The 25,402-nt window shown below is 66.6% G+C and carries 22 protein-coding genes; 16 read left to right on the forward strand and 6 right to left on the reverse strand.

What is annotated here, in order from left to right:
• Positions 1 to 26: 26 nt before the first annotated feature.
• From yajC to ACODSM_RS01945, 4 genes are all read left to right on the forward strand, one after another.
• On the forward strand, positions 27 to 362 hold the full coding sequence (gene yajC, locus ACODSM_RS01930; RefSeq protein ID WP_015016243.1) for a preprotein translocase subunit YajC: 336 nt from the start codon (positions 27 to 29) through the stop codon (positions 360 to 362).
• Between the two features lie 106 nt (positions 363 to 468).
• A complete protein-coding gene (gene secD, locus ACODSM_RS01935) occupies positions 469 to 2,352 on the forward strand; it encodes a protein translocase subunit SecD (RefSeq protein WP_110960803.1) in 1,884 nt (627 codons plus the stop codon).
• A 92-nt stretch (positions 2,353 to 2,444) separates the two neighbouring features.
• Complete coding sequence (gene secF / locus ACODSM_RS01940) at positions 2,445 to 3,395, forward strand: protein translocase subunit SecF (RefSeq protein WP_015016241.1); 951 nt, start codon at positions 2,445 to 2,447, stop codon at positions 3,393 to 3,395.
• A gap of 17 nt (positions 3,396 to 3,412) precedes the next feature.
• A complete protein-coding gene (locus ACODSM_RS01945; RefSeq protein ID WP_488804159.1) occupies positions 3,413 to 5,812 on the forward strand; it encodes a DUF1631 domain-containing protein in 2,400 nt (799 codons plus the stop codon).
• A 124-nt stretch (positions 5,813 to 5,936) separates the two neighbouring features.
• Here the strand turns inward: ACODSM_RS01945 and dprA are convergent, their stop codons facing one another.
• Positions 5,937 to 7,103: a DNA-processing protein DprA gene (gene dprA / locus ACODSM_RS01950; protein ID WP_295936836.1), complete on the reverse strand. Its 1,167-nt coding sequence runs from the start codon at positions 7,101 to 7,103 to the stop codon at positions 5,937 to 5,939.
• 79 nt (positions 7,104 to 7,182) lie between these two features.
• Positions 7,183 to 8,385, reverse strand: coding sequence for a LysM peptidoglycan-binding domain-containing protein (locus ACODSM_RS01955; protein ID WP_110960806.1), 1,203 nt, complete (start codon positions 8,383 to 8,385; stop codon positions 7,183 to 7,185).
• A 199-nt stretch (positions 8,386 to 8,584) separates the two neighbouring features.
• On the opposite strand from ACODSM_RS01955, the gene def reads away from it, so the two are divergent.
• From def to ACODSM_RS02005, 10 genes are all read left to right on the forward strand, one after another.
• On the forward strand, positions 8,585 to 9,094 hold the full coding sequence (gene def / locus ACODSM_RS01960) for a peptide deformylase (protein ID WP_015016237.1): 510 nt from the start codon (positions 8,585 to 8,587) through the stop codon (positions 9,092 to 9,094).
• Between the two features lie 35 nt (positions 9,095 to 9,129).
• On the forward strand, positions 9,130 to 9,600 hold the full coding sequence (locus ACODSM_RS01965; protein ID WP_168162390.1) for a hypothetical protein: 471 nt from the start codon (positions 9,130 to 9,132) through the stop codon (positions 9,598 to 9,600).
• A gap of 62 nt (positions 9,601 to 9,662) precedes the next feature.
• A complete protein-coding gene (fmt, locus tag ACODSM_RS01970; protein ID WP_488804160.1) occupies positions 9,663 to 10,637 on the forward strand; it encodes a methionyl-tRNA formyltransferase in 975 nt (324 codons plus the stop codon).
• 47 nt (positions 10,638 to 10,684) lie between these two features.
• Entirely contained in the window at positions 10,685 to 11,458 is a 774-nt protein-coding gene (locus ACODSM_RS01975; protein WP_369817443.1) for an AzlC family ABC transporter permease, read from the forward strand.
• The gene (locus ACODSM_RS01980) at positions 11,455 to 11,790 is read left to right on the forward strand and encodes an AzlD domain-containing protein (RefSeq protein WP_015016233.1); all 336 of its coding nucleotides are present in this window, start codon (positions 11,455 to 11,457) and stop codon (positions 11,788 to 11,790) included. The genes ACODSM_RS01975 and ACODSM_RS01980 overlap by 4 nt, the downstream gene beginning before the upstream one ends.
• A gap of 83 nt (positions 11,791 to 11,873) precedes the next feature.
• Entirely contained in the window at positions 11,874 to 13,070 is a 1,197-nt protein-coding gene (locus tag ACODSM_RS01985) for a phosphoglycerate kinase (RefSeq protein ID WP_488804161.1), read from the forward strand.
• Between the two features lie 117 nt (positions 13,071 to 13,187).
• On the forward strand, positions 13,188 to 14,012 hold the full coding sequence (pyrF, locus tag ACODSM_RS01990) for an orotidine-5'-phosphate decarboxylase (RefSeq protein WP_488804162.1): 825 nt from the start codon (positions 13,188 to 13,190) through the stop codon (positions 14,010 to 14,012).
• A 111-nt stretch (positions 14,013 to 14,123) separates the two neighbouring features.
• Positions 14,124 to 15,020, forward strand: a complete 897-nt coding sequence (locus ACODSM_RS01995; protein ID WP_110960812.1) for a LysR family transcriptional regulator — start codon at positions 14,124 to 14,126, stop codon at positions 15,018 to 15,020.
• A 166-nt stretch (positions 15,021 to 15,186) separates the two neighbouring features.
• Positions 15,187 to 16,161 carry a Bug family tripartite tricarboxylate transporter substrate binding protein gene (locus tag ACODSM_RS02000; RefSeq protein WP_488804163.1) on the forward strand — a complete coding sequence of 325 codons (975 nt, stop codon included), beginning with the start codon at positions 15,187 to 15,189 and terminating at the stop codon, positions 16,159 to 16,161.
• Positions 16,158 to 17,150: a M14 family metallopeptidase gene (locus ACODSM_RS02005; protein ID WP_488804164.1), complete on the forward strand. Its 993-nt coding sequence runs from the start codon at positions 16,158 to 16,160 to the stop codon at positions 17,148 to 17,150. Before ACODSM_RS02000 ends, ACODSM_RS02005 begins: the two co-directional genes overlap by 4 nt.
• Before the next feature lie 48 nt (positions 17,151 to 17,198).
• Here ACODSM_RS02005 and ACODSM_RS02010 read toward each other — a convergent pair whose 3' ends face one another.
• The gene (locus tag ACODSM_RS02010; RefSeq protein ID WP_488804165.1) at positions 17,199 to 18,170 is read right to left on the reverse strand and encodes an EamA family transporter; all 972 of its coding nucleotides are present in this window, start codon (positions 18,168 to 18,170) and stop codon (positions 17,199 to 17,201) included.
• Positions 18,167 to 18,607, reverse strand: a complete 441-nt coding sequence (locus ACODSM_RS02015; RefSeq protein ID WP_060984721.1) for an acyl-CoA thioesterase — start codon at positions 18,605 to 18,607, stop codon at positions 18,167 to 18,169. Before ACODSM_RS02015 ends, ACODSM_RS02010 begins: the two co-directional genes overlap by 4 nt.
• A 320-nt stretch (positions 18,608 to 18,927) precedes the next feature.
• Between ACODSM_RS02015 and ACODSM_RS02020 the strand changes: the two genes are divergently transcribed.
• The gene (locus tag ACODSM_RS02020; RefSeq protein WP_488804166.1) at positions 18,928 to 20,898 is read left to right on the forward strand and encodes a methyl-accepting chemotaxis protein; all 1,971 of its coding nucleotides are present in this window, start codon (positions 18,928 to 18,930) and stop codon (positions 20,896 to 20,898) included.
• Positions 20,899 to 20,999: 101 nt separating this feature from the next.
• On the opposite strand, the gene ACODSM_RS02025 is transcribed toward ACODSM_RS02020, so the two are convergent.
• Entirely contained in the window at positions 21,000 to 21,377 is a 378-nt protein-coding gene (locus ACODSM_RS02025; RefSeq protein ID WP_343735519.1) for a DUF779 domain-containing protein, read from the reverse strand.
• Positions 21,378 to 21,555: 178 nt separating this feature from the next.
• Positions 21,556 to 23,079: an acetaldehyde dehydrogenase ExaC gene (gene exaC / locus ACODSM_RS02030; protein WP_015016223.1), complete on the reverse strand. Its 1,524-nt coding sequence runs from the start codon at positions 23,077 to 23,079 to the stop codon at positions 21,556 to 21,558.
• Positions 23,080 to 23,392: 313 nt separating this feature from the next.
• Between exaC and ACODSM_RS02035 the strand changes: the two genes are divergently transcribed.
• The gene (locus ACODSM_RS02035) at positions 23,393 to 25,351 is read left to right on the forward strand and encodes a sigma-54-dependent Fis family transcriptional regulator (protein WP_488804167.1); all 1,959 of its coding nucleotides are present in this window, start codon (positions 23,393 to 23,395) and stop codon (positions 25,349 to 25,351) included.
• Positions 25,352 to 25,402 lie beyond the last annotated feature (51 nt).

The following is a 25,402-nucleotide window of genomic DNA, read 5'->3' on the forward strand; positions in this document are numbered from 1 at the left end:
TGACCATCCGTTGTGGAGTCCAGTCCGTGTTTATTTCTTCCGCTTTCGCCCAAACCGCACCTGCCGCAGCCGCTGGCGGCGGTGACATCATGTCCTCCCTGACCGGCATGCTGCCCCTGGTGCTCATGTTTGTGGTGCTGTACTTCGTCATGATCCGCCCCCAGATGAAGCGCCAGAAAGAACACCGCGCCATGATCGACGCCATTGCCAAGGGTGATGAAGTGGCGACCGCTGGCGGCATCGTCGGCAAGGTCACTCGCCTGTCCGAAGGTTTCCTGCACATCGAGATCGCCAGCGGCGTGGAAGTGCAAATGCAGCGCAGCGCTGTGGTGCAGGTGCTGCCCAAGGGCTCCGTCAAGTAATCCGTGAACATCCCCCTGAGGCGCTGCGCGCCCCGGCTGGGCCGGGCGCGGGGGCAGGGGGCGCTGGCGCGTAGGGCGTCAGCACAACCGAGGTGAGAGCGCGATCATGAACCGTTATCCGGTCTGGAAGTACGCGATCCTGGTGATCGTGCTGCTGGTAGGGGCCTTGTACACCCTGCCCAATTTCTTTGGCGAGGCGCCTGCCGTGCAGGTGTCGTCGGCCAAGGCCACCATCAAGGTGGACACCGCCGTGCAGCAGCGGGTGGAAGAAGCCCTCAAGGCCGCTGGCGTGACGCCCGACTTTGTGGCGCTGGAGGGCAACTCGGTGCGCGCGCGTTTCGACACGCCCGACACCCAGCTCAAGGCCAAGGACGCCATCCAGAAGGCGCTGGTGCCTGACGCCAACGATCCTTCCTACATCGTGGCCCTCAATCTGGTGTCGCGCTCGCCGTTGTGGCTCAAGGCCCTGCACGCCAATCCGATGTACCTGGGGCTGGACCTGCGCGGCGGCGTGCACTTCATGCTGCAGGTGGACATGCAGGCGGCGCTGACCAAGAAGGCGGAGTCCTATGCGGGTGACATCCGCACCGCACTGCGCGACAAGAACATCCGCCATGGCGGCATCAGCCGCGACGGCCAATCCATCGACATCAAGGTGCGCGATGAAGCCACGGCCACGGCCGCGCGCAACCTGATCGCCGACCAGTTCGCCGATCTGCAGGTCACTACCACGCCCGAAGGCACCGAATTCAAGCTGCGTGCATCGATCAAGCCCGAAGCCACGCGCCGGGTGCAGGAGCAGGCGCTCAAGCAGAACATGGTCACGCTGCACAATCGCATTAACGAGCTGGGCGTGGCCGAGCCCGTGATCCAGCAGCAGGGCCTAGACCGCATCGTGGTGCAGCTGCCCGGCGTGCAGGACACCGCCAAGGCCAAGGACATCCTGGGCCGCACGGCCACGCTGGAAGTGCGCATGGTGGACGAAGGCACCGAAGCCCGCTCGGCAGAGACAGGCCGTGGCCCCGTGCCCTTCGGCTCCGAGCGCTACCTGGAACGCAACGGCCAGCCCGTCATCGTCAAGAAGCAGGTCATCCTGACCGGCGAAAACCTGACCGATGCGCAGCCGGGCTTTGACGGCCAGACCCAAGAGCCCACCGTCAATCTGACGCTGGACGCCAAGGGCTCCCGCATCTTCAAGGACATCACGCGCGAAAACGTGGGCAAGCGCATGGCCATCGTGCTGTTCGAAAAGGGCAAGGGCGAGGTGGTTACGGCACCTGTGATCCGCTCCGAAATCGGTGGCGGCCGCGTGCAGATCTCGGGCCGCATGACCACGGCCGAGGCCAATGACACCGCCCTGCTGCTGCGCGCCGGCTCGCTGGCCGCGCCCATGGAAATCATCGAGGAATACACCATCGGCCCGAGCCTGGGCGCCGACAACATCGAGCGCGGCATCCACAGCGTGGTCTGGGGCATGGTGGCCATTGCAGTGTTCATGTGCATCTACTACGCACTGTTCGGCATTTTCTCCACCGTCTCGCTGGCGGTGAACGTGCTGCTGCTGCTGGCCATCTTGTCCATGCTGCAGGCCACGCTGACCTTGCCCGGCATTGCGGCCATGGCGCTGGCGCTGGGTGTGGCGATTGACTCCAACGTGCTGATCAACGAGCGCATCCGCGAGGAATTGCGAGCCGGGGTATCGCCCCAGGCGGCCATCCACGCGGGGTACGAGCGTGCCTGGGCCACCATCCTGGACTCGAACGTGACCACCCTGATTGCGGGCCTGGCGCTGCTGGCCTTCGGCTCCGGCCCGGTGCGCGGCTTTGCGGTGGTGCACTGCATCGGCATCCTGACCAGCATGTTCTCGGCCGTGTTTTTCTCACGGGGCCTCGTGAACCTGTGGTACGGCCGCAAGAAAAAGCTCAAGAGCGTGGCCATCGGTCAGGTGTGGAAGCCTGAGTCCGACAGCGCTGTGGCCAAGACGAACTGAAGGAGGAAGACCATGGAATTCGTAGTTCCAGCATCACGTGCGCGGTGCGCACATGAGCTTTCTCTGAAAACTCCAACGAAGGAATAGGAATCATGGAGTTTTTCCGTATCCGCAAAGACATCCCTTTCATGAAGCACGCGTTGGTCTTCAACGCGATCTCCTTCATCACCTTTGCCCTGGCGGTGTTCTTCCTGCTCACGCGTGGCCTGCACCTGTCGGTGGAGTTCACGGGCGGCACCGTGATGGAAGTGGCCTACAGCCAGCCCGCCGAACTGGCCAAGGTCCGCGACACCGTGTCTGCTCTGGGTTACCCCGACGTGCAGGTGCAGAACTTTGGCACCTCGCGCGACGTGATGATCCGCCTGCCCGTGCAAAAGGGCGTGACGTCCGCGCAGCAAAGCGAGCAGGTGCTGGGCGCCCTGAAAGCGGCAGACCCTGAAGTCACTCTGCGCCGTACCGAGTTTGTGGGCCCGCAGGTGGGCGAGGAACTGGTGCACGGCGGCCTGATGGCCCTGGCCATGGTGGTCGTGGGCATCGTGATTTACCTGGCCTTCCGCTTCGAGTGGAAGTTCGGCGTGGCGGCCATCATCGCCAACCTGCACGACGTGGTGATCATCCTGGGCTTCTTTGCGTTCTTCCAGTGGGAGTTCTCGCTGTCGGTGCTCGCGGGCGTGCTCGCGGTGCTGGGCTACTCGGTGAACGAATCGGTCGTGATCTTCGACCGGATCCGCGAGGCCTTCCGCAAGTACCGCAAGATGACCACCCACGAAGTCATCGACCACGCCATCACCAGCACGATGAGCCGCACGATCATCACCCACGCCTCCACCGAGGCCATGGTGCTGTCGATGTTCTTCTTCGGTGGCCCGAGCTTGCACTACTTTGCATTGGCGCTGACGATCGGTATCCTGTTCGGTATCTATTCCTCGGTGTTCGTGGCGGCGGCCATTGCCATGTGGCTGGGGGTCAAGCGCGAAGACCTTGTCAAGCCCGCCAAAAAGGAAGGGGATCCCAACGATCCCCAAGCCGGAGCTACCGTTTGACCCGCTAATATCTGTTCATGCACACCACGCCCCCTTCTGTTCCGCAACGTCGCCTGGCCCGCCAGGCGCGTCAGCGGTTCGTAGAGGGGATCTGTGGTGGGCTGGCGGACCTCGACAAGACGGTCCAGGACTTCCTTACCGCATTGATGAACCAGACGGGCACCGCCCGTGAAATGCAGTCGCGCCGGGACGCGTGGCTGCAGTACCAGCAAAAACATGCCGCGTGGACAGAGCGCACCGGCAAGGCCTGGCAAGAGGCCCTTGCTCCCCATGTGAGCTCTACACGCGGCCAGCTGGCAGCCGGTGGCGGCGGGGGGCTCAGCCAGTTTGAGCTGCTCAGCGACGATGTCGTGGAGAACAAGATCCTCGCCTCGCGCATGGCGCTCACTGTGAACGAGCAGGTCAGCCATCAGTTCGATACCTTGCGCCAGCGCACCCAGTCGCTGGAAGGGCAGGAGCTGGACAGCAGCGATATTCTCCGACCCGATACGGTATGCCTTCTGCTGGTGGAGCAATGGGTGGAGGCGGGCCTGCCCCGCACGGACCTGCAGACCGTGGTGGACCCCCTGCAGCGCGAACTGGCGAACCTGCTGCAAAAGCACTACCAGGCGGTCAACGTGTTCTACGTGGAGCAGGGCATCACGCCGCAGACCGATCTCAAATCCAAGGTGCGCCGCACCCAGGGCGGCACTGCCACGGGCAGTGGCGGGGGCGATTCGGGCGCAGGAGGACTTGCTTCGCAGGCCCTGGCGCAGACCCGCCAGGCCATGATGGCCGCGCGGGGAGGGATGCAACCGCCTAGCATGCCCGCCGCAGGCCGGCCGATGGGCCCTCCGGGCGCACAGATGCCGCCCCCCGGATATGGCGGCTACCCCCGGCCACAACACGGAATGCCCACGGCCTTTGCCACAGGCATGACGCCCCTGGCCCGCGCACGCCAGCGCGCGCAGGGTGTGATGGGGCAGCTGCGGCGCCTGCTCACGCAGCCCGCCACTGGCTTTGACATGGTGAATGCGCCCCCTGCGTCGGCGGCGCTGGCCCATGCACTCACTGCGCACCGCGTGAATGCGGACACCTACTACAGCGGCGTTGCCACCCTGATGGAGGACTACAGCCCTGCCGCCGTGGTCCAGTTGGTGGGCGCCGTGCGGGAGCGTTCCACCGAACTCAAGAAGAAAGCGACCACCTCGGGAGAAAAGGCCATCATCGAGGTGGTGGCCCTGATGTTCCAGAGCATCCTCGCCGAAGACCGGATACCGCCTGCCGTACGAGTGTGGTTTGCCCGGCTGCAGGTGCCGGTGTTGCGCGTGGCCTTGGCCGAGCCCGAATTCTTCAGCAACCTCGACCATCCTGCGCGCAAGCTGATCGACCGCATGGGAGCCTGTGTGCTCGGTTTTGATGCGACCAGCATCAATGGCAGTGCGCTGGAAGCCGAGATTCGCCGCGTGGTGCAGGTGATCGAACAGTACCCCGAGACGGGACGCCGCGTCTTCCAACTGGTCTATGACGAGTTCGAAAAATTCCTGGCCAAGTTCCTGACCGAAAAGCAGGTCACTTCGCGCCTGGTCAGCGTCGCCCAACAAGTCGAGCAGCGGGAAACGCTGGCGATCCAGTACACCATCGAACTGCGCACCATGTTGCGCGACATGCCGGTGCGCGACGAGATCCGCGAGTTCCTGTTCAAGACCTGGGCCGAGGTGCTGGCGCTGTCGGCCGTGCGCGATGGCCCCCAACATGCCGACACGGTGGCCTTCAAGCGTACGGCAGCAGATCTCGTCTGGGCTGCCAGTGCCAAGCCCAACCGCAGCGACCGGGCCCAGGTCATACAGAACCTTCCGGCGCTGCTGCAGCGCCTGCGGCAGGGCCTGTCCCTGCTGGGGGTGAATGGCGAGGCACAAGATACGCAGGTCAAGGTGTTGACGGACACCCTGGCCGACGCCTTCCTGTCCAAGACCGCATCCATCCCGCAGGCTCACATCGACGCCATGGCCAAGCGCCTGGCCAACCTGGAAGACTTCATCAGTGACGCCACGCTGGGCGACATGCCGCTCAACGCGGACAACATCGAGATGATGCTGGGCATCGACGCCTCGTCCATCCACGTGATTGCCGACAACGGCGCTCCGGTGGACGATGCGATGGTGGCCTGGGCGCAAGACCTGCAACCGGGCACCTGGTACACGCTGGACCACAACGGTGCATCGGCCCAGGTCCAATACGCCTGGCAAAGCCAGCGCAAGCAATTGCACCTTTTTGCAGCGGTGGATGGCAGCAGCTACCTGATTCAGTTGCGCCGCCTGGCCGCGTACCTGCAGGCCGGTCTGCTGGTGGCGCAGGACGAGGAAGGCCTCACGCTGCGTGCCACGCGCGATGCCTTGGCCAAGTTGGATGCCAACCCGGAACGATTGCTGGACTGAGCCCTGCAGGCAGGTGCTTGAAGCCTGCTGACCATCGCGTAGGGGATCGCTTGGGAGCGCAACTGGGATGTGCGCCGGCATCGTTTGCGCCGGTTTGGCTGCCGGTGATCCCGGGCCCGATCGGTTAGCCCCGGCCGACCCGCTGGAACAAGCCGCCGGGCAACCGTGCAATGCGGCCGTCGAGCTCCAGTTCCAGCAGGGCCACCTGCAACGTCGATGCGTCCATGCCCGTGCGGGCGATCAGAGCATCCAGCCCTATGGGGTCATACCCCAAGGCGGCCAGCACGGGGTCTTCTGTCTCATCCGATGCGGCCGCTCCCGGGGCGTTTACGCCTTCTTGGGGCAGGCCGGGCACGGTGGTGGCGGGTATTTTGAGCTCTTCCAGCACATCCTGGGCCGACTCCACCAGCTTGGCGCCTTGACGGATCAGCGCATGACAGCCGCGCGACTGTGGCGCGTGGATGGAGCCTGGGATGGCAAACACTTCACGCCCCTGCTCGGCTGCCATGCGGGCGGTGATCAGCGAGCCCGATGCCAGGGCGGCTTCCACAACCAGCGTGCCCTGCGAGAGGCCCGAAATGATGCGGTTGCGTTTGGGGAAATTGCCAGGCAGCGGTGGCGTGCCCAGGGGGTACTCGCTGACGATGAGTCCGTGCGCGGCAATGCGATGGGCCAAGTCCAGGTTCTTGCGCGGATACACGCGGTCGAGCCCGGTGCCCACCACGGCGATGGTCGCCGCCATCGTGCCAGCGCTGGTCGCCGCTTCCAGTGCCCCTTCATGTGCCGCTGCGTCCACACCCAGCGCCAGCCCCGACACGATGGTCAAGCCGGCGCCACACAACGCGCGGGCGAAAAGGCGGGCGTTTTCTGCGCCCTGGGCCGTGGGGTTGCGGCTGCCAACTACGGCGAGGCAGCGGTCGCTGGGAAAGGGCTGGTGCTCCAGCAGCAACGCCGGGCCCATGAGGTACAGCAACAGCGGCGGGTCTTCCGTGTCCAGCAGGGCCTGGGGATAGCGCAGGTCGCCCAGGCTCACGATGGCGCGTGCCGGCCCTTGTGGCGCAGCACTAGCAAGCCATTGGGCGGTGGTCTGCCAAAGGGCCTCCCACCCCTGGGGAATCTCCCGCAATGCCTTAGCCTGCGCGGCGGGCACGCAGAGTTGCAGCGCGGCTTCAGTCTGCTGAAAGATGGATTGAGGTAGTCCAAACCGTGCCAAGAGGCGCCGTGCAGCACCGTTGCCGATGCCCGGCGTCAAGGTCAGCCGCAGCCAGGCGCCGAGCTCGTCGTGGTCCATGGATGCCAGTACGGCGCGGCAACGTGACTACCGCAGCGCAGGAACCCCGCGCGGCGATACGTGCTGCCGGCCTTCCGCGTTACTTGGGGTTGACCAATCGGTCGCCGACGCGCACGCCGTTGCGGATTTCCAGCAGCAGCACATAGGACACGCGCTCGAAGGTGCGGAACACCATGGCGGTGCCGTTGACTTCACTCGGCAGCTTGACCATCGCCTTGTTGCTGTCGGTCATGTCCTTGATGCGGTCGCCCTTCGTGAGCAGGCTGAGCACATGGCCGGGCTCCAGTCCGTCCTGCGAACCCATGTTGATGGCCACCACCTGATTCTGGGCCGCGTAGGCCACCGCTGAGCTGCCATAGATGGACACCACTCGGGCGTCCACTTCCATCTCGGGGGCGCGGGGGGTGTAGCTCAGGAACGGACGAGCGGGTGCGGGCAGCAGGCGGTCGCCCGCGCGGACTTCCTCCTTGGTGGCCGACAGGTCCACGGTGGCGGGAATGTACTCCGCCGTGTATCCACCCTTGCCGTTTGGAATTTCTTCGAACGACTCGCCACGCACCAACTCCGCTTTGCCCAGGTACTGGGCTTCGTATCCCAGCACTTCAGCCGTCACAGGGTCCTTGAGCGCCACGGCATTGCGGAACACACGGTAATACCGGGGTTCTCCCGCCTCTGCCAGCATGGGCGACGCGGCGTCACCGCGCACATAAACACGGTCACCCGCCGCCATCAGCACGCGCTCTTCTGTGGTTGCGATCACGCGTGGGGCGCTCAGCAGCACTTGTTCGTCCACCACGAGCGGCTCGACCAGGAACGGCTCGATGAGGTGCTGCTTGAGTGTGGGCAGCGCGGAATCGGCCAGACTGTCGCTGCGCGTGCGGGGCGAGATGCGCACGGTTTCGGGTTCGTTCGAGCGGCTGGTGCTCAGGCGGGCGTAGCCGCCTTCCTTGATGAGGTACAGCGTCTGGCCCGGGAAGATCAGGTGCGGGTTGGGGATGGCCTTGAGGTTCATGCCCCAGAGCTCGGGCCAACGCCAGGGGCGCTTGAGGTACATGCCCGAAATGCCCCACAGCGTGTCGCCCCGTTTGACGGTGTAGGTGTCGGGGGCGTTGGGGGCCAGCTCTTCCAGGGGCACTCCCCGCTCGGACACTTGCTGCGCGGTGGCGCGCTGGCCGCTGGAAATGGGGTAGTTCTGCGCCTGGGCCGGCATGACCAGCAGGGCGCCAGCAATGATGGTGAGCGCGCCCAGGGCGGTCCGCCGCACGCTGGTGAATGCCGTCATGTTGTTCCTTTTCTCATGCATTGGGAAACGCCCCCTCGCTGGCACCTCGGCGCACAAAGCAGGCGTGCGGCCGGGCAAATACGTTACAAAGCTTCTTAGATTCTCTGCTCAAGCCCTTGATTCGGCAACGATTATTGGCTCGCAGGGCGGCAGTAGGCCGCAAAAGTGGCGAAAATAGCGACATCTCTTACCTGCAGCCATGGCAATCCTTCCCATTCTCTGTTACCCGGACCCCCGGCTTCACAAGGTCGCCCGCCCCGTCCAGGCGGTGGACGACCGCATCCGCACGCTGGTGGCCGACATGCTGGCCACGATGTACGACGCGCACGGCATTGGCCTCGCGGCCACCCAGGTGGATGTGCATGAGCGGCTGGTGGTCATTGACGTGTCGGAGGAGCGCGATCAGCCCCTGGTGCTGATCAACCCCGAGCTGGTCTGGACCAGCGCCGAAAAGCACCTGAACGAAGAAGGCTGCCTGTCGGTGCCTGGCATTTATGACGGGGTGGAGCGATTTAATGCCGTGCATGTGCGGGCGCTGGACGCCCAGGGCCAGTCCCGCGTGATCGAGGCTGATGGCCTGCTGGCGGTCTGTATCCAGCATGAGATGGACCACCTCATGGGCAAGGTGTTTGTGGAATACCTATCCCCCCTCAAGCGCAACCGCATCAAGACCAAGATGGTCAAGCAGCAGCGGGAGGCGCGCGGGTGAAGCGCGCAGCGCTCTGCGTCCGCCGGGGCGTCAGAGTGCTGGCGCTGGGTGCGCTGGTTGGTCTGTTGGTGGCCTGCGCGCTGCCGGCCCACGAGCAGCCGGGCGCATTGCGGGCCGAAGTGGTCGCCCGCCTGGGCGCGCCCACGGCCACGATTGCGCTGCCCTCTGGCGAGCGCTTGCTGTATTCGGAACTGCCCGCCGGGTTTGCTGCCTACAACCTCGACTTTGACGCCAGCGGCCGGCTGGTGCGCAACGAGCAGGTGCTCACGCAGCAGCGGTTCGAGAACCTGCCTATTGGCACCTGGACCCGCGCCGACCTGCAAAACACCTTCGGAATGCCCTTACGGATCGAGCAGGTGGCGCGCTTTGATGGGGATATCTGGACCTACCGCTTCCGGCAGAACTCGGACCTGCGTCAGGCCCATGTGCACCTGGACCGCCAAGGGGTGGTGCGCCAGGTGCTGTTCACCGACGAGCTGCCTAATTTTGACAACGCGCGCGATTGATGGGATGGCCCGCCCAGCAGGGCCACCGCGTCCCGCGCCCACCTGAGCCAACATCCGTTTCCATGAGAGTCATTTTTGCAGGAACCCCCGAATTCGCCCGCGTGGCCCTGGAGCGGCTGCTGTCCGCAGGCTTTACCGTTCCCTTGGTGCTGACGCAACCGGACCGCCCTGCAGGCCGTGGCATGAAGCTGCAGGCGTCGCCCGTCAAACAATGCGCGCTGGAGCATGGGATAGCCGTCGCCCAGCCCCGCAGCCTGCGCCTGGATGGCAAGTACCCCGACGATGCCGCCGCTGCGCGCGAAGCCCTGCTGGCCGCGCAGGCCGATGTGATGGTCGTGGCCGCCTACGGACTGATCCTGCCGCAGTGGACCCTGGATCTGCCCCGTCTGGGCTGCCTGAACATCCACGCGAGCCTGCTGCCGCGCTGGCGTGGCGCCGCACCCATCCACCGCGCCATCGAGGCAGGCGATGCGGAAACGGGCGTCACCATCATGCAGATGGACGCCGGGCTGGACACGGGCGACATGCTGCTCACCGAGCGCCTGCCCATCGCCCCGAGCGATACCACGGCCACCTTGCACGACCGCCTGGCCACGCTGGGCGGACGCATGATCGTCGAGGCCCTGGAGCTGGCCGCCTGTGGGGGCCTCACTGCCGTGCCGCAACCGGCAGACGGCATCACCTACGCCCACAAGATCGAAAAGGCCGAGAGCACCATTGACTGGACACTGCCCGCCGCAGTCATTGGCCAGCGCATTCGCGCGTTCAATCCCTTCCCCGGGGGCAGTACCGAGTGCAAGGGCGAGACGATCAAAATATGGAGCTATGTAATTGATAGCGCTCAGGGCATATCCGACCAGCGCCCCGGGCAGATTTTGGCTGCAAATGGCGCCGGAGTGACTGTCGCATGCGGTAGCGGCACCGCTTTGCGCCTCACCACGTTGCAGCGGGCGGGTGGCAAGCGGCTGGCGGCCGCCGATTTCTTGCGTGGCTTTGACCTGCAGCCGGGCATGGTACTGGGCGCCAACCCTGCATGAGCGTGTCTGCTGCCCTGGGCCGGACACTGCGCCACCCCTCCTTCCGCATGGCTGCCATCGACATGGCGGGCACGTCGCTGGGCATCGCCGCCTGGGGGTTGGTCACCGGGGTGGCCATGGTCAAGAGTGGCATGTCGGTCGGCATGGCGGTGTTCATGTCGCTGCTGGTGTACGCCGGCAGTGCTCAGCTTGCCGTGATTCCGCTGCTCTCCGTGGGCGCGCCGCTGTGGGTGGTGTGGCTCACGGCCGCTTGCGTCAACCTGCGGTTTGTGATCTTCAGCAGCATGTGGCGCAGCTACTTTGCGCACCTGCCGCTGCGCCAGCGCCTGGCCGTGGGATATTTCAGCGGGGACGTGATCTATGTGGCGTTCATGAAGCGCTTTCCGGAACCCCGGCCGGCGCCAGAGCAGGTGCCGTACTTCTGGGGCGCTGCCTCCACCAACTGGCTGGCATGGCAGGTGCCGTCCATCGCCGGCATCCTGCTGGCCAACGCCGTGCCCCTGTCCTGGGGGCTGGGTTTTGCGGGGGTGCTGGCGTTGCTGGGCGTGTTGTTGTCCCTGCTGTTCGACCGGGCCACTTGGCTCGCCACGGGCGTTGCGGCCACTGCCGCGATTGCCGCGTTTGCCTTGCCGCTCAAGCTCAATATCCTGGTGGCGCTGGCGGCCGCCGTGGCCGCGGGACTGCTGATGGAGGCGGTGGACCGCCGCCGTCGCCAGCCTGAGCTGCTGCTGGTGCCTGCCGACAGCGTCATGCCGCCGGAAGAGCGCGAGCATGTCGAAGCGGGCGACGTGGTGCCGCTGCGCGAGGAGCGCCACCCATGAGCTGGTCCTGGATCTATCCCGTGCTGGCCACTGTGGGCCTGGCAGTGATCACGGTGGTGTCGCGCTCTTTCTTCATGATCCCGGAGCGTGAGCTGCCCCTGCCCGACTGGCTCAAGCGGGGCCTCAAATATGCCCCGCTGGCCGCGCTCACCGCCGTCATCGCGCCCGAGATCCTCATGGTGCAGGGCGAGTTGATCGACACCTTCATGGACGCCCGCCTGCCGGCCGTGCTGTTCGCCAGCGCCTATTACTTCTGGCGCCGGGGCATTCTGGGCACCATTCTGGTGGGCATGGCGGTGTACCTGCCGCTGCACATCGGTTGGGGCTGGTAGGTGCTGGCGGCGCCGGGCCGCGTCAGCATGGCCGCCTAAAATGGCGCCCCTGATCCACCGGCCCCTCCAGGAAACCTCCCTCCATGAACATCCTTCGCTTCTCCGATCTGTGTGCCCAGGGCAAGGCCCGCAACCAGCGCGTTTTCATCCGCGCTGACTTGAACGTGCCGCAAGACGATGCTGGCAACATCACCGAAGACACCCGCATCCGCGCCTCGATCCCCGCCATCCGTATGGCCCTGGACGCCGGTGCCGCTGTCATGGTGACCAGCCACCTGGGCCGCCCGACCGAAGGCGAGTTCAAGCCCGAAGATTCGTTGGCCCCTGTTGCAAAGCGCATGGCCGAGCTGCTGGGCCGTGATGTGCCGCTGGTTGCCAACTGGGTGGACGGCGTGCAAGTGGCCCCCGGCCAGATCGTGCTGCTGGAAAACTGCCGCCTGAACGTGGGCGAGAAGAAGAACAAGGAAGAGCTGGCCCGCAAGATGGCCGCGCTGTGCGACATCTTCGTGAACGACGCATTTGGCACCGCCCACCGCGCCGAGGGCACGACCTACGGCATCGCCCAGTTTGCGCCCATCGCCTGCGCCGGCCCGTTGCTGTCGGCCGAGATTGATGCCCTGACCAAGGCGCTGGCCCAGCCCCAGCGCCCCCTGGCCGCCATCGTGGCGGGCTCCAAGGTGTCCACCAAGCTCACCATCCTGCAAAGCCTGGCCGACAAGGTGGACCAGCTCATCGTGGGGGGCGGCATTGCCAACACCTTCATGCTGGCGGCGGGCCTGCCCATCGGCAAGAGCTTGGCCGAGCCCGACCTGCTGGACGCCGCCAAAGCCGTGATGGCTGCCATGAAGGCGCGGGGCGCCGAGGTGCCGATTCCTACCGACGTGGTCGTGGCCAAGACCTTTGCCGCCGATGCGCCCGCTACCGTGAAGGCGGCTACCGATGTGGCGGCTGACGACATGATCCTGGACATCGGCCCCGAGACGGCGGCCCGTCTGGCGGCCCAGCTCAAGTCTGCAGGCACCATCGTCTGGAATGGCCCCGTGGGCGTGTTCGAGTTCGCCGCCTTTGAAAACGGAACCAAGCAACTGGCCAAGGCCATTGCTGAATCCTCGGCCTTCAGCATCGCGGGCGGCGGCGACACGCTGGCCGCCATTGCCAAGTACGGCATCGATAAACAGGTGGGTTACATCTCCACCGGTGGCGGCGCTTTCCTGGAAGTGCTGGAAGGCAAAAAGCTGCCCGCTTTCGAGATTTTGGAAAAGCGCGCTGCAGAAGATTAAGGCACTCCATGCCTTGCTCAAGGTCATCCCAATGGGGTGGCCTTTTTTGGGGTTTGCGAGAGCAACGCACTGCTGCTCCACACGGTGTTTGATGCCACCCACCTAAAATCACGCCCCATGAACTTCACCGACATGCTGCGCGACGCCACGGCGCAGAACAACTCCCTGCTGTGCGTGGGCCTGGACCCCGAACCCACCCGCTTCCCTGCGGGCATGCAGGGCGACCCGCGCAAGATCTATGACTTTTGCGCCGCCATCGTGGACGCCACCGCCGACCTGGTGTGTGCCTTCAAGCCGCAGATCGCCTACTTTGCCGCGCACGGTGCCGAGGACCAGCTCGAACGCCTGATGCAGCACATGCGTGCCAACGCACCGCAGGTTCCGGTGATCCTGGACGCCAAGCGCGGCGACATCGGCTCCACCGCCGAGCAGTACGCCAAGGAGGCCTTCGAGCGCTACGGCGCCGATGCCGTCACGCTGTCGCCCTTCATGGGGTTTGATTCCATCGAGCCTTATCTGGCCTACCACGGCAAGGGCGCGTTTTTGCTCTGCCGCACGTCCAACCCTGGCGGTGACGATCTGCAGACCCAGCGCCTGGCCAGCGTCGAGGGCCAGCCGCTCCTGTACGAACATGTGGCGCGCCTGGCGCAAGGCCCCTGGAACAAGAACGGCCAGCTCGGCCTGGTGGTGGGCGCCACCTATCCGCAGGAGATCGAGCGCGTGCGCGCCATAGCGCCCACGCTGCCGCTGCTGATCCCGGGTGTGGGCGCCCAGGGCGGTGACGCTGCCGCCACGGTGCGTGCCGGGCTGCGCAACGATGGGCCGATCATCGTGAACTCGTCGCGGGCCATTCTTTATGCGTCCAAAGGCGAGGACTTTGCTGCCGCGGCGCGTGCCGAAGCCATGCGCACCCGGGGCGTGCTGGAAGCTGCCCGGGGCTGAGTTCCCCACCACTCCAGCCCTCGCGCGCAGCCCCCTGACAGTACAGTGCTGGCGCGACCTCGGCACCACCGATTGCCACCCGCCTGACAGCCGTCCCTCCAGGAGCCGACGATGCAGTTGAAATGGCTGGAAGACTTCATCGTGCTGGCGCAGGAGCGCAGCTTCACCCGTGCCGCCGAGCTGCGGCATGTCACTCACCCCGCGTTTGGCCGCCGCATCCGCGCGCTGGAGGCCTGGGCGGGCACGCCGCTGGTGGAGCGGGGCGGAGGCCCCGTCACCCTCACACCCGCCGGTCAAAGTTTTCTGGACACCGCCGGGCAAATGGTGCGCAACCTCACGCAGTCGCACGAAGAGCTGCAAAGTTTGGCTGGGCGCCAGGCCCGCACCGTGACCCTGGCCACGGGCCGCACCTTGGCGCGCACCGTGGTGGCCGACTGGCTGGTGCGCCTGCAGCCCATTTTGCAGGGCGGAGAGCTGTGCATCCGCACCCGGGCCCTGGCCGACACCGTGGGCATGCTGGAGCGCAACGAGGCCGACTTCTCGCTCGTGTACCACCACCCCACTCTCGCCATCCGGCTCGATGCGCGCCAGTTCACGCACCTCACGGTGGCCTCCGACCGGCTGGTGCCTGTGTCGCGCGCCACGGCGCAGGGGCAGGCGTTGCACCGGTTCGGGCCGGATGCCACGCGGGTGCCCTACCTGGCCTACGCCCCCCAGCTGGCCCTGGGGCGGCTGGTGGAAGACCACCTGGCGCACAACCCCCATGCGCCCCGGCTGCAGCGCGTGGTGGAGTGCGACTCGGCCGACGCCCACTACGAATACGTGCAAAAAGGCCTGGGCGTTGCGTGGCTGCCCTGGTCCATGGTGTTTGCCGACTGCAAGGCCCAGCGGCTGGCACTCGCGGGAGACGCCCGCATGGAGGTGCGGTTTGACGTACGCCTGTACCGCCCCAAGCGCCGCCTGGGGCCGCTGGCCGAGGCACTGTGGAAGGCGCTGGCGCTGCGCTGATGTGCCGGTGCTGACCGGAAGTGGCCTGCGGGTTTCCCCGTGTCGGATATTGTGAATCGGCACGACATGGTGCCGTTTTGGCACCAATGTCCAGCGGCGGACTTTTCACAATCCAGTCCATACCCAACCCGCCCCACATAGTCCCTCTTTGCCAAGGAGTTCCGCCATGACCACCGTCCATCCCCTGCGCCGTGTTGCACTGCTGTGCGGCCTGGCCGTTCTTGCTGCCCCTGCCATCGCGCAAGACGCCTACCCCAGCAAGCCCATCACCATCGTGGTCGGCTACCCGCCCGGCGGCAGTACCGACCTGACCGCACGCACAGTGGCTACCGAGCTGGGTAACAAGCTTGGCGTGCCAGTCGTGATCGAGAACCTGGGCGGTGCCGGTGGCGCGATCGGTGCGCAGAAGGTAGCCAACGCGGCGCCCGACGGCTACACCCTGCTGGTGGGCGCCAACAACGAGATCGCCATCAACAAGCTCGTGACCAAGAAGGTCAAGTACGACCTCAAGGACTTCACCGCCATCGGCCTCATTGCCTCCCAGCCGCTGGTGCTGGTGGCCTCCACCGGTGCGGGCGTCAAGAACCTGGCGGAGTTCACGCAGAAGGTATCCAAGAACCCCGGCAAGTTCAGCTACGGCAGCTCGGGCGTGGGCACGGCGCTGCACCTGGCGGGCGAGGCCGTGAAGGAGCAGGGCAAGCTGTTCATGACGCACATCCCCTACCGGGGCGTGGCACCGCTCACCAGCGACCTCATGGGCAACAACCTGGAGTACGGTGTGTTCGTGCTCTCCAGCGGCCTGCCGCACATCAAGAGCGGCAAGGTGATTGCACTGGGCACCACCGAGGCCAAGCGCTCCGCCACCACGCCCGACATCCCGGCGCTGGCCGAGTCGCCGCAGTACAAGAACGTGGACATCAGCGTGTGGTTTGCGCTGATGGGCCCTGCCAACCTGCCCAAGCCGGTGACCGACAAGCTCAAGAAGGCGCTGTCCGACAGCCTGCAATCGCCGGACTTCCGCAAGAAGATGGAAGCCAGCGGGTCCACCGTGGCCTCGCCCACCGTGAACATCGACCAGTTCCTGACCACCGAAGTGGCCAAGTACAAGAAGATTGTTGAATTCGCCAAGATCGAAGAATGAACCCCACCGACCTCGCCCCCACCGCCGTGCCCTCCCTGGTGTTTGAACTGCCCCCCCCCGACATCAGCGCCTGGCGTGCCGGCAACACCGGCACCGAAGGCGTATGGCACTTCGACTCGGGCCGACCCGGCCGCCGCGTGATGGTCAGCGCCCTGGTGCACGGCAACGAGCTGTGCGGCGCCTGGGCGCTCAAAGGCCTGCTCGACGCCGGTGTGCGCCCGCAGCAGGGCACGCTCACGCTGGCGTTCTGCAACCTCGACGCCTTCGACCGCTTTGACCCGGGCAACCACGACGCCTCGCGCTTCACCGACGAAGACCTCAACCGCCAGTGGCTGGACGAGCGCATCGACGCGGCCGACACCAACGAGCGCCGCCGCGCCGCCGCGCTGCGCCCGTGGGTGGCGCAGGTCGACTGGCTGCTCGACATCCATTCCATGCACGAGCCCTCGGCGCCGCTGCTGCTCACCGGCATCCAGCCGCGCAACCTGGCGCTGGCGCGCGCCATGCGCTCGCCCGAGCACATCGTGGTGGACGCCGGCCACAAGGACGGCGTGCGCATGCGCGACTACGGCCGGTTTGGCGACCTGGACGACAACGGCACCCACTCGCTGCTCGTCGAATGTGGCTTCCATGGCGACCCGGCCAGCCGCGCTGTGGCGCAGGACCAGTGCGTGCGCTTCATCGAACAGTCTGGCGCCCTGAGCGCCGACGCACTGGCGCAGCAGCTGCCCGGCTGGCGCCTGCCCGATGCACCGCGCCAGTGGGCGCTGGAGGTGACCGGCCCCGTGGTCGCCACCAGCAGCGCCTTCCGGTTCGTGGCGCCGTACACGGGCCTGGAAGTGTTCGAGAAGGCGGGCACGGTGATTGGTGACAACGACGGAGTGCCGGTGGTCACTCCGTACGACGACTGCGTGCTGGTCATGCCCTCGGTGCGCCAGGCACGTGCCGGGGTGACCGTGGTGCGCTTTGCGCGGCGCCGGTTGCTGTAGGCAGTGTTGTTGTTGTTTGCTATTTAGTTGATAGCTGCTAAGGCATATTCAACTAGCGCTACCGGCCATTTTGGCTTGTAGTCGGGGCCCCAGCACCACACAGGCCAGCGCCGCCACCACCAGCGCAATGCCTGCCCACTGCCAGGGCGCCACGCCCTCGTCCAGCAGCAGCCAGCCTGCGGTGAGGCCCACCACCGGCACCGCCAGACTGAAGGGCGCCACGCGGTTGGCGGGGTAGCGCTGCAGCAGGTTGGTCCACAGCGCGTAGCCCACGATGGTGGCCGCCCAGCCCAGGTAGGCCACCGCCGCCCACGACAGCAGCGGCACGTTGGCCAGCGTCTGCCACTGCAGCCAGCGTGCGGCGTCGGGGTCGAACAGGGCGGACAGTGCCACGAAGGGCAGCACCGGCACCAGGCTGCTCCAGATCACAAAGGCCAACGGATCAAACCCCGGGCTGTGCTGCTGTGCCAGCCGCGCCACGATGTTGGACGACGCCCACATCGCTGCGCCACACAGCGTGAGCAGCAGGCCCGCCAGTGTGGTGGCCGCCGCCACCCCCACGCCGGAGCCCGGGCCCACATAGTTCATCGCAAAACAAACCAGCCCCAGCGCGGCCAGCCCCATGCCCACGCGCAGCGGCAGCCCCGGCCGCTCGCGCAACAGCGCAAAGCCCAGCAGCGCCGTGAAGAACACCTGGGTTTGCAGCAGCACGCTGGCCAGCCCGGCCGTCATGCCCACCTTGAGTCCCATGAACAAAAAGCCGAACTGCCCCACGCCCTGGAACAGCCCGAACAGCAGCACCCAGCGCCAGTGCATGCGTGGCGGGCGCACCAGCAGCACCAGCGGCAGCGCTGCACACAGGTAGCGCGCGGCGCCCAGCTGGAAGGGGCTGAAGCTGCGCAGCCCCCACTTCATCGCCACAAAGTTCACGCCCCAGAGGATCACCACCACCAGTGCTGCGAGCAGGTCGCGCGCACGCAGCGGGCTGGTGGCGGATGCGGCCTGTGCAGCGCCGCTCATTGCGCCGCGCGCGCTGCGTCGATGTGCGCCTTCACGCGCTGGGCCAGCGCAATGTCGCCGGGGGTCTCGGGGCTCCACTTGTCCACCGTGCGTGGCTGGTCGCTGGCATCCACGGCGGTGTACACGGCCACGCAGTGCACCACGTCCTCCAGCGGTGCGCCGTGCACGGCGCCGCTGCGCACTTCCACGGCCAGGCACATGCTGTTGTCGGTGGTGTAGGCGAGGCGCGCGTGCACCTCCACCAGGTCCCCCGGGCGGATGGCGCGCACAAAGTGGGCGCCGCCCACAAACTCGGTGATGCAGGCGCCCTTGGCCCAGGCGCTGGCGCAGGCGAACCCGGCTTCGTCCACCCAGCGCAGCACCGTGCCGCCGGGGATGCGGCCTGCCTGGGGCAGCGTGGTCTGGGACGCCAGGAAGCGCAGGGTGGTTGAGTGCATGCCGGGGCTCCAAAGGATGGGGAGGCGTTCATTATTCTCCAGCGCCCCGGTGGCCGCAGCCTCCACCCGTCCCCGAACGCAGCCCAGCGCTCGCGATGCGGCCGCATGGGCGAAGCTCTGCGTCACTTGACCTGAGTCAAAACCCTACTGCAAACGCGTCCCTACATTGAGAACCATTCCGTTTGGCCCTCGGTGCCGGTGGACGATTTCCCCATGCGATCGTCCTCAGGTTCACAGGGGCCGCCCTCCAGTCGGCGGTGCCGACACCCGCCCCTGGGGCCTACTCTAAAGCGCACGCCGTGTGGCCTGCGTCCATTGCCATGTCATTGCTTCACCGGTTGAATCTGCTCGAAAAATTCCTCATCCTGGGGACCATCGGGCTCATGATGAGTGCCTTGCCCACGTATCTGGTGGTGCGCGACTCCCTGCACGCCATCGACCACGCGCGCCTGGAGGCGCAGGGCGTGGCCCCTGCCCAGGCGCTCACGCTGCTGGTGCAGCGCATGCAGGTGCACCGGGGCCTGTCGGTGGGCATGCTGGGGGGCGACGAGTCGCTGGCCGCGCGCCGCCCCGCCGCACGCGATGCGGTCAACACCGCGCTGGACGACGTGAGCGCCCGCTTTGCCGCCGCCAAGGTGCCCGCAGCGCAAATGGCGGCCTGGACCCAGGCGCAGCAGACCTGGCGCACGCTGGAGCAGGCCGTAGGCGCGCGCAGCATCGAACAGGCGCAAAGCACCGCGCAGCACACCCAGCTCATCGCAACGCTGCTGCAGCTCAATGAGTCGCTGGTGCATGCCTATGGCCTGCAGATCGACCCCGAGGCCGACACCCACGCGCTGGTGCAGGCCTCGCTGGCGCAGGCCCCCATGCTGGGGGAAAAGCTGGGCATGCTGCGCGCCCAGGGCGCCAGCGCCTTGGGCAAGCGCGAGCTCACGCCCCAGGGCAAGGGTCAGCTGCTGGTGCTGCAGCAGCGCGTGGCCGAGCTGCAGGGCGACACCTTCCGGGGGCTGGACCGCGCCTTGCAGGGCAATGCCGAGCTGCAGCGCGCGCTGGGCAGCAGCGCGCAGGCCGTGCAAGGGCAGATCCAGCAGTCGCTGCAGATGGTGGAGCGCGACATCCTCAACGCCACGGAGCTGCAGCTGCCGTCCAAGGATTACTTCGACGCGTTCACCCGCACCATCGAGGCGCTGAACGCGCTCAACAACCTGTCGATGGCCAGCCTCGACCAGGCGCTGCAGGCGCGCGTGGCAGGGCTGCAGCGCAACCTGCTGTGGGTGGCGCTGGCCCTGGTGCTCACGCTGTCGGCCACCAGTGCGATGGCGCTGGTGTTCGTGCGCTCCATGACCGGGCCGCTGTCGCAGGCTGTGGCGCTGTCACGCGCCGTGGCGCAGGGGGACCTGAGCGGCGAGCCCATTGCCCATGGCACCAACGAGGTAGGCCAGTTGCTGGAGGCCTTGCAGCAGATGCGCGCACAGCTCACGCAGGTGGTGCGCAACGTGCGCAGTGGCTCCGAGAGTGTGGCCACGGCCAGCGTGCAGATTGCCCAGGGCAACACCGACCTGTCGGCCCGCACCGAAAGCCAGGCCAGCGCGCTGGAAGAAACTGCCGCGTCGATGGAGCAGCTCAACGCCACCGTGCGCCAGAACGCCGACAGCGCCCAGCAGGCCAGCCAGCTGGCCGCCAATGCCAGCACGGTGGCCGTGCAGGGCGGTGAAGTGGTGGCGCAGGTGGTGGACACCATGCACGGCATCAACGCCTCGTCGCAGAAGATCTCCGACATCATCGGCGTGATCGACTCCATCGCGTTCCAGACCAACATCCTCGCGCTCAACGCGGCCGTGGAAGCCGCCCGCGCGGGCGAGCAAGGCCGGGGCTTTGCGGTGGTAGCCAGCGAGGTGCGCAGCCTGGCCGGGCGCAGCGCCGAGGCCGCGCGCGAGATCAAGACGCTCATCAGCGCCAGCGTGGAGCGCGTGGCCCAGGGCAGCGCCCTGGTGGACCGCGCCGGCGCCACGATGAGCGAGGTGGTGGGCGCCATCCGCCGCGTGACCGACATCGTGGGCGAGATCAGCGCTGCGAGCCACGAACAATCGCTGGGCGTGGCCCAGGTGGGCGAGGCCGTCACGCAGATGGACCAGGTGACCCAGCAGAACGCGGCGCTGGTCGAGGAGATGGCCGCCGCTGCCAGCAGCCTCAAGAACCAGGCCGAAGACCTGGTGCAGGTGGTGTCGGTGTTCCGCCTGGGCGACGATGGCGGCGGGCGCACGGCCGCAGGCGTGCTACGAATTCAATAGCTGCAGCGGCATATTGCACTAGCGCTACCGGCCTGAATGACCTGAAATGCGCTGTAACGCGCATGGAGGAGCGTCATGGCAGGCCGTACAGCCCCCAACGTTCACGCCCCAGGCCCGTGCGCAATGCCCAGTTCGGCCAGCTCCGCGTCGGTGAACACCCGCGAGCGCGTGTGGAAGGCCTTGCCCTCCGGCCCCTCCAGCGAAAAGGTGCCGCCCGTGCCCTCGATCACATCGATGATGAGCTGCGTGTGTTTCCAGGTCTCGTACTGCGCGCGCCCGATGTAGAACGGGCAGCCACCGATATCGCCCAGGTACACGTCGCCCGCGCCCATCGTGATCTCGCCGGGCAGGTAGCAGTTGGCCGCGCTGTTGTCGCAGCAGCCGCCACTCTGGTGAAACATGAGCGCAGGGCCGTGCTTCTCTTGCAGAAAGGCCACCAGCTCCAGCGCGGCGGGGGTGGCGGTGACTTTTTCGACCATGGTTGTCTCCAGCGTGCAATGCAAAAACGCGGCCAGTTGGAACAACGAGCCGCATCCGTAGAAACGTTTCCAGCGGTCCACAAACCGTCCCTGGCCAGGCGTCTCCGTCGCAGACAGTGGCAGCGCCACGGCAAAACGGAGCAACGACGCCAGGGGCGGTTTTGGGACCGCCACCCCATCAGAAGAAGCCGAGCTTGTTTTCGCTGTAGCTAACCAGCAGGTTCTTGGTCTGTTGATAGTGGTCCAACATCATCTTGTGCGTCTCACGCCCAATGCCCGATTCCTTGTAGCCGCCAAATGCCGCATGCGCGGGGTACGCGTGGTAGCAGTTGGTCCACACCCGCCCGGCCTTGATGGCGCGGCCCATGCGGTAGGCCACATTGCCGTTGCGGCTCCACACGCCCGCACCCAGGCCGTACAGCGTGTCGTTGGCAATGGCCAGCGCTTCGGCCTCGTCCTTGAAGGTGGTCACGGCCAGCACGGGGCCGAAGATTTCCTCCTGGAAGATGCGCATCTTGTTGTGGCCCTTGAACAGCGTGGGCTGCACGTAGTAGCCGCCTTCCAGGTCACCGCCCAGGTGGGCCTGGCCGCCGCCAGCCAGCACTTCGGCGCCCTCCTGCTTGCCCAGGTCGAGGTAGCTCAGGATCTTGGTCAGCTGCTCTTTACTGGCCTGCGCGCCCATCATGCTGTCGGTGTCCAGCGGGTTCTGGTGCTTGATGGCGGCGACACGCTTCAAGACACGTTCCATGAACTTGTCGTAGATGCTTTCCTGAATGAGTGCACGCGATGGGCAGGTGCACACCTCGCCTTGGTTGAACGCGAACAGCACCAGGCCCTCAATGGCCTTGTCCAGGAAGGCGTCATCCTTGTCCATCACATCGGCAAAGAAGATGTTGGGGCTCTTGCCGCCCAGCTCCAGCGTGGCGGGGATCAGGTTGTTGGCAGCGGCCTGCGCAATCACGCGGCCGGTGCTGGTGGAACCGGTGAACGCGATCTTGGCGATGCGCTTGCTCTGCGCCAGCGGCATGCCGGCCTCGCGGCCGTAGCCGTTGACGATGTTCAGCACGCCGGGCGGCAGCAGGTCGGCGATCAGCTCGACCAGGATGAGGATGGAGATGGGGGTGGACTCTGCAGGCTTGAGCACCACGCAGTTGCCCGCACCCAGCGCGGGTGCCAGCTTCCAGGCGGCCATCAGGATGGGGAAGTTCCACGGAATGATCTGGCCCACCACGCCCAGCGGTTCTTGGATGTGGTACGCCACCGTGTTCTCGTCGATGTTGGAGAGGGCGCCTTCCTGCGCGCGCACGCAGCCCGCAAAGTAGCGGAAGTGGTCCACGGTGAGCGGGATGTCGGCGTTCAGCGTCTCGCGGATGGCTTTGCCGTTGTCCACGGTTTCGGCGTAGGCCAGGCGCTCCAGGTTTTCTTCGATGCGGTTGGCGATCTTGAGCAGGATGTTGGCGCGCGTGGCGGCATCGGTCTTGCCCCAGCTGTCGGCGGCGGCGTGGGCGGCGTCCAGTGCCAGTTCGATGTCTTCGGCGGTGGAGCGCGCGGCCTGGGTGTAGACCTTGCCGCTCACGGGCGTGATGACATCAAAGTACTGGCCCTTGACGGGGGGCACGAATTTGCCGCCGATGAAGTTGTCGTAACGGGGCTTGTAGGTGATCTTGGCGCCAGCGGCGCCGGGGGCTGCGTAAACGGTCATGGTGTTGTCTCCTGCGATGGTTGTGTGCATCGGGTGGGCTCTGTAGCGCCTGTCCGATGCCAACCCCTTACTCAAAACACATGCCAGCAGGCCACGGCGCGCGAAGTGTTGATTTCATTGGCTTTTTTCGGCCGCCCAGTGCGGATACCTGTTGCAACCGCCCGCGCCCGGGTGTCCCGGGCCGCGACACCTGTCACGAAATGGAACAGTTGGCGCCCCGCTTGCGCCCACACCCTTGCCCCGCGCCGTCGAGCCCGCCATACTGGCCCACACACCACAAGCGGGCCGCCCTGAGCCCGCACGGAGACAAAGCGTGCGCCCCAACACCTCCCCCGTCGCCCTGCGACAGGCCCGCCAGCACCTGCTGGACTCTGGCCAGTGCCCCAGCGGCCTGGTGGACGAGCGCCTGGCGCGCTCCTGGTCGCGCAGCATGGCGGCCGGCCTGCTGCCCACCGGGCGGCCCCCCGCCATCGACCACCCCAGCAGCGGCACGCTGCGCCAGGTGCTGGCCAGCAACCCTGAGCTGCTCGCGCATTCGCGGCCGGTGATGGAATACCTGTTTGAACAAGTGCGCCACAGCCAGAGCGTGGTGGTGCTGGCCGACCGGCGCGGCATGCTGATGCACACGCTGGGCGACCCGCACTTTGTGGACAAGGCCGAGCGTGTGGCGCTGACCAGCGGTGCCTCGTGGCACGAGGCCCACCGGGGTACCAATGCCATCGGCACCGCTCTGGCCGAGGCCTGCGCGGTGGAGGTACACGGCGGCGAGCATTTTCTGGAGCGCAACAACTTTCTCACCTGCGCGGCCTCGCCCATCCTCTCGGCCACCGGCGATTTGCTGGGCATCCTCGACATCTCGGGCGACTACCGCAACGGCCACGCCCATGCGCTGGGCCTGGTCAGCACGGCCGCCCGCATGATCGAAAACCGCCTGCTGGCTGCCACCTGCAAACGCAACATCCGCCTGCACCTGCACAGCGCGCCCGAGGGCATTGGCAGCGTGGCCGAGGGCATCGTGGCCGTGTCGGCCGACGGCTGGATCGTGGGCGCCAACCGCGTGGCCCTGGCCCAGCTGGGCCTGCACGCGGGCGATGTGGGCGCCACCTTGCTGGAGCGGGTGCTGGACGTGCGGCTCGATGACCTGCTCTCGCACCACAAGCGCCGCCCCCAGCAGCCGCAGGCCTTGCGCACACTGCAAGGCGCCTTGCTGTTTGCCCAGGTGCAGATGGACGCCGCCTGGGTTGCCACCCCCACACGGCCCGCTGCTATGGCCGCCGCAGTGCCCCAGCAAGACGCACTCGCGTTGCTGGACACCGGCGACGCCCGCTGGCGCGCCGCTGCTGACAAGGCCCGCCGCGTGGTGGGTAAGCCGATTGCGGTGCTGGTGCAGGGCGAGTCGGGCGTGGGCAAGGAGGTGTTTGCGCGCGCGCTGCACGCCAGCGGCCCGCGCCGCGATGCGCCGTTTGTGGCCATCAATTGCGCAGCGATCCCTGAGCACCTGATCGAATCCGAACTCTTCGGCCATGTGGCCGGTGCCTTCACCGGCGCGCGCAAGGAGGGCCACCTGGGCCGCCTGCGCGAGGCCCACGGCGGCACGCTGTTCCTCGACGAAATCGGCGACATGCCGCTGGCCCTGCAGACCCGTCTGCTGCGTGTGCTGCAAGAGCGCAGCGTGACGCCCGTGGGCGCCAGCAAGGCCGTGCCGGTGGACTTTGCACTGGTCTGTGCCACGCACAACCAGCTCATGCAGGCGGCGGAACAGGGGCGCTTTCGGCAAGACCTGTACTACCGCATCAACGGCCTCACGGTGCAGCTGCCCGCACTGCGCGAGCGCAGCGACTTTGTGGCGCTGCTGCAGCGTCTGCTGGCCGACCTGGCGACGGAACAGGGTCTGGGTTTTGAAGTGCAGGTGGCGCTCGACCTGCTGACCCGCCTGGCCGCCTACCCCTGGCCCGGCAACCTGCGCCAGCTGGCCAACGTGCTGCGCACCGCCTGCGCCATGCTGGCCGAGGGCGAAGACACCCTGGGCTGGGAGCACATGCCCGACGACCTGGTGCAGGCGCTGACGGCGGTGCCCGCCAGCCCGCGCAGCGATGCCGCAGCGGGTGTCGGTGTGGACGGCCTGCCTGCCAGCCTGAGCCTGCAGCAGCTGTCCCAGGCCGCCATCGACCAGGCGCTGCAGGCTGCGCGCGGCAACATGTCGCAGGCCGCGCGCCAGCTGGGCATAAGCCGCCAGACGCTGTACCGCAAGCTGAAGATGCCGGGGACCTGAGCGTCTGCAGGGTTCACTGAATTGCTATTGATTTGAGAGCTTCTACCGCAT

It is taken from the genome of Acidovorax sp. FG42, assembly GCF_057809195.1.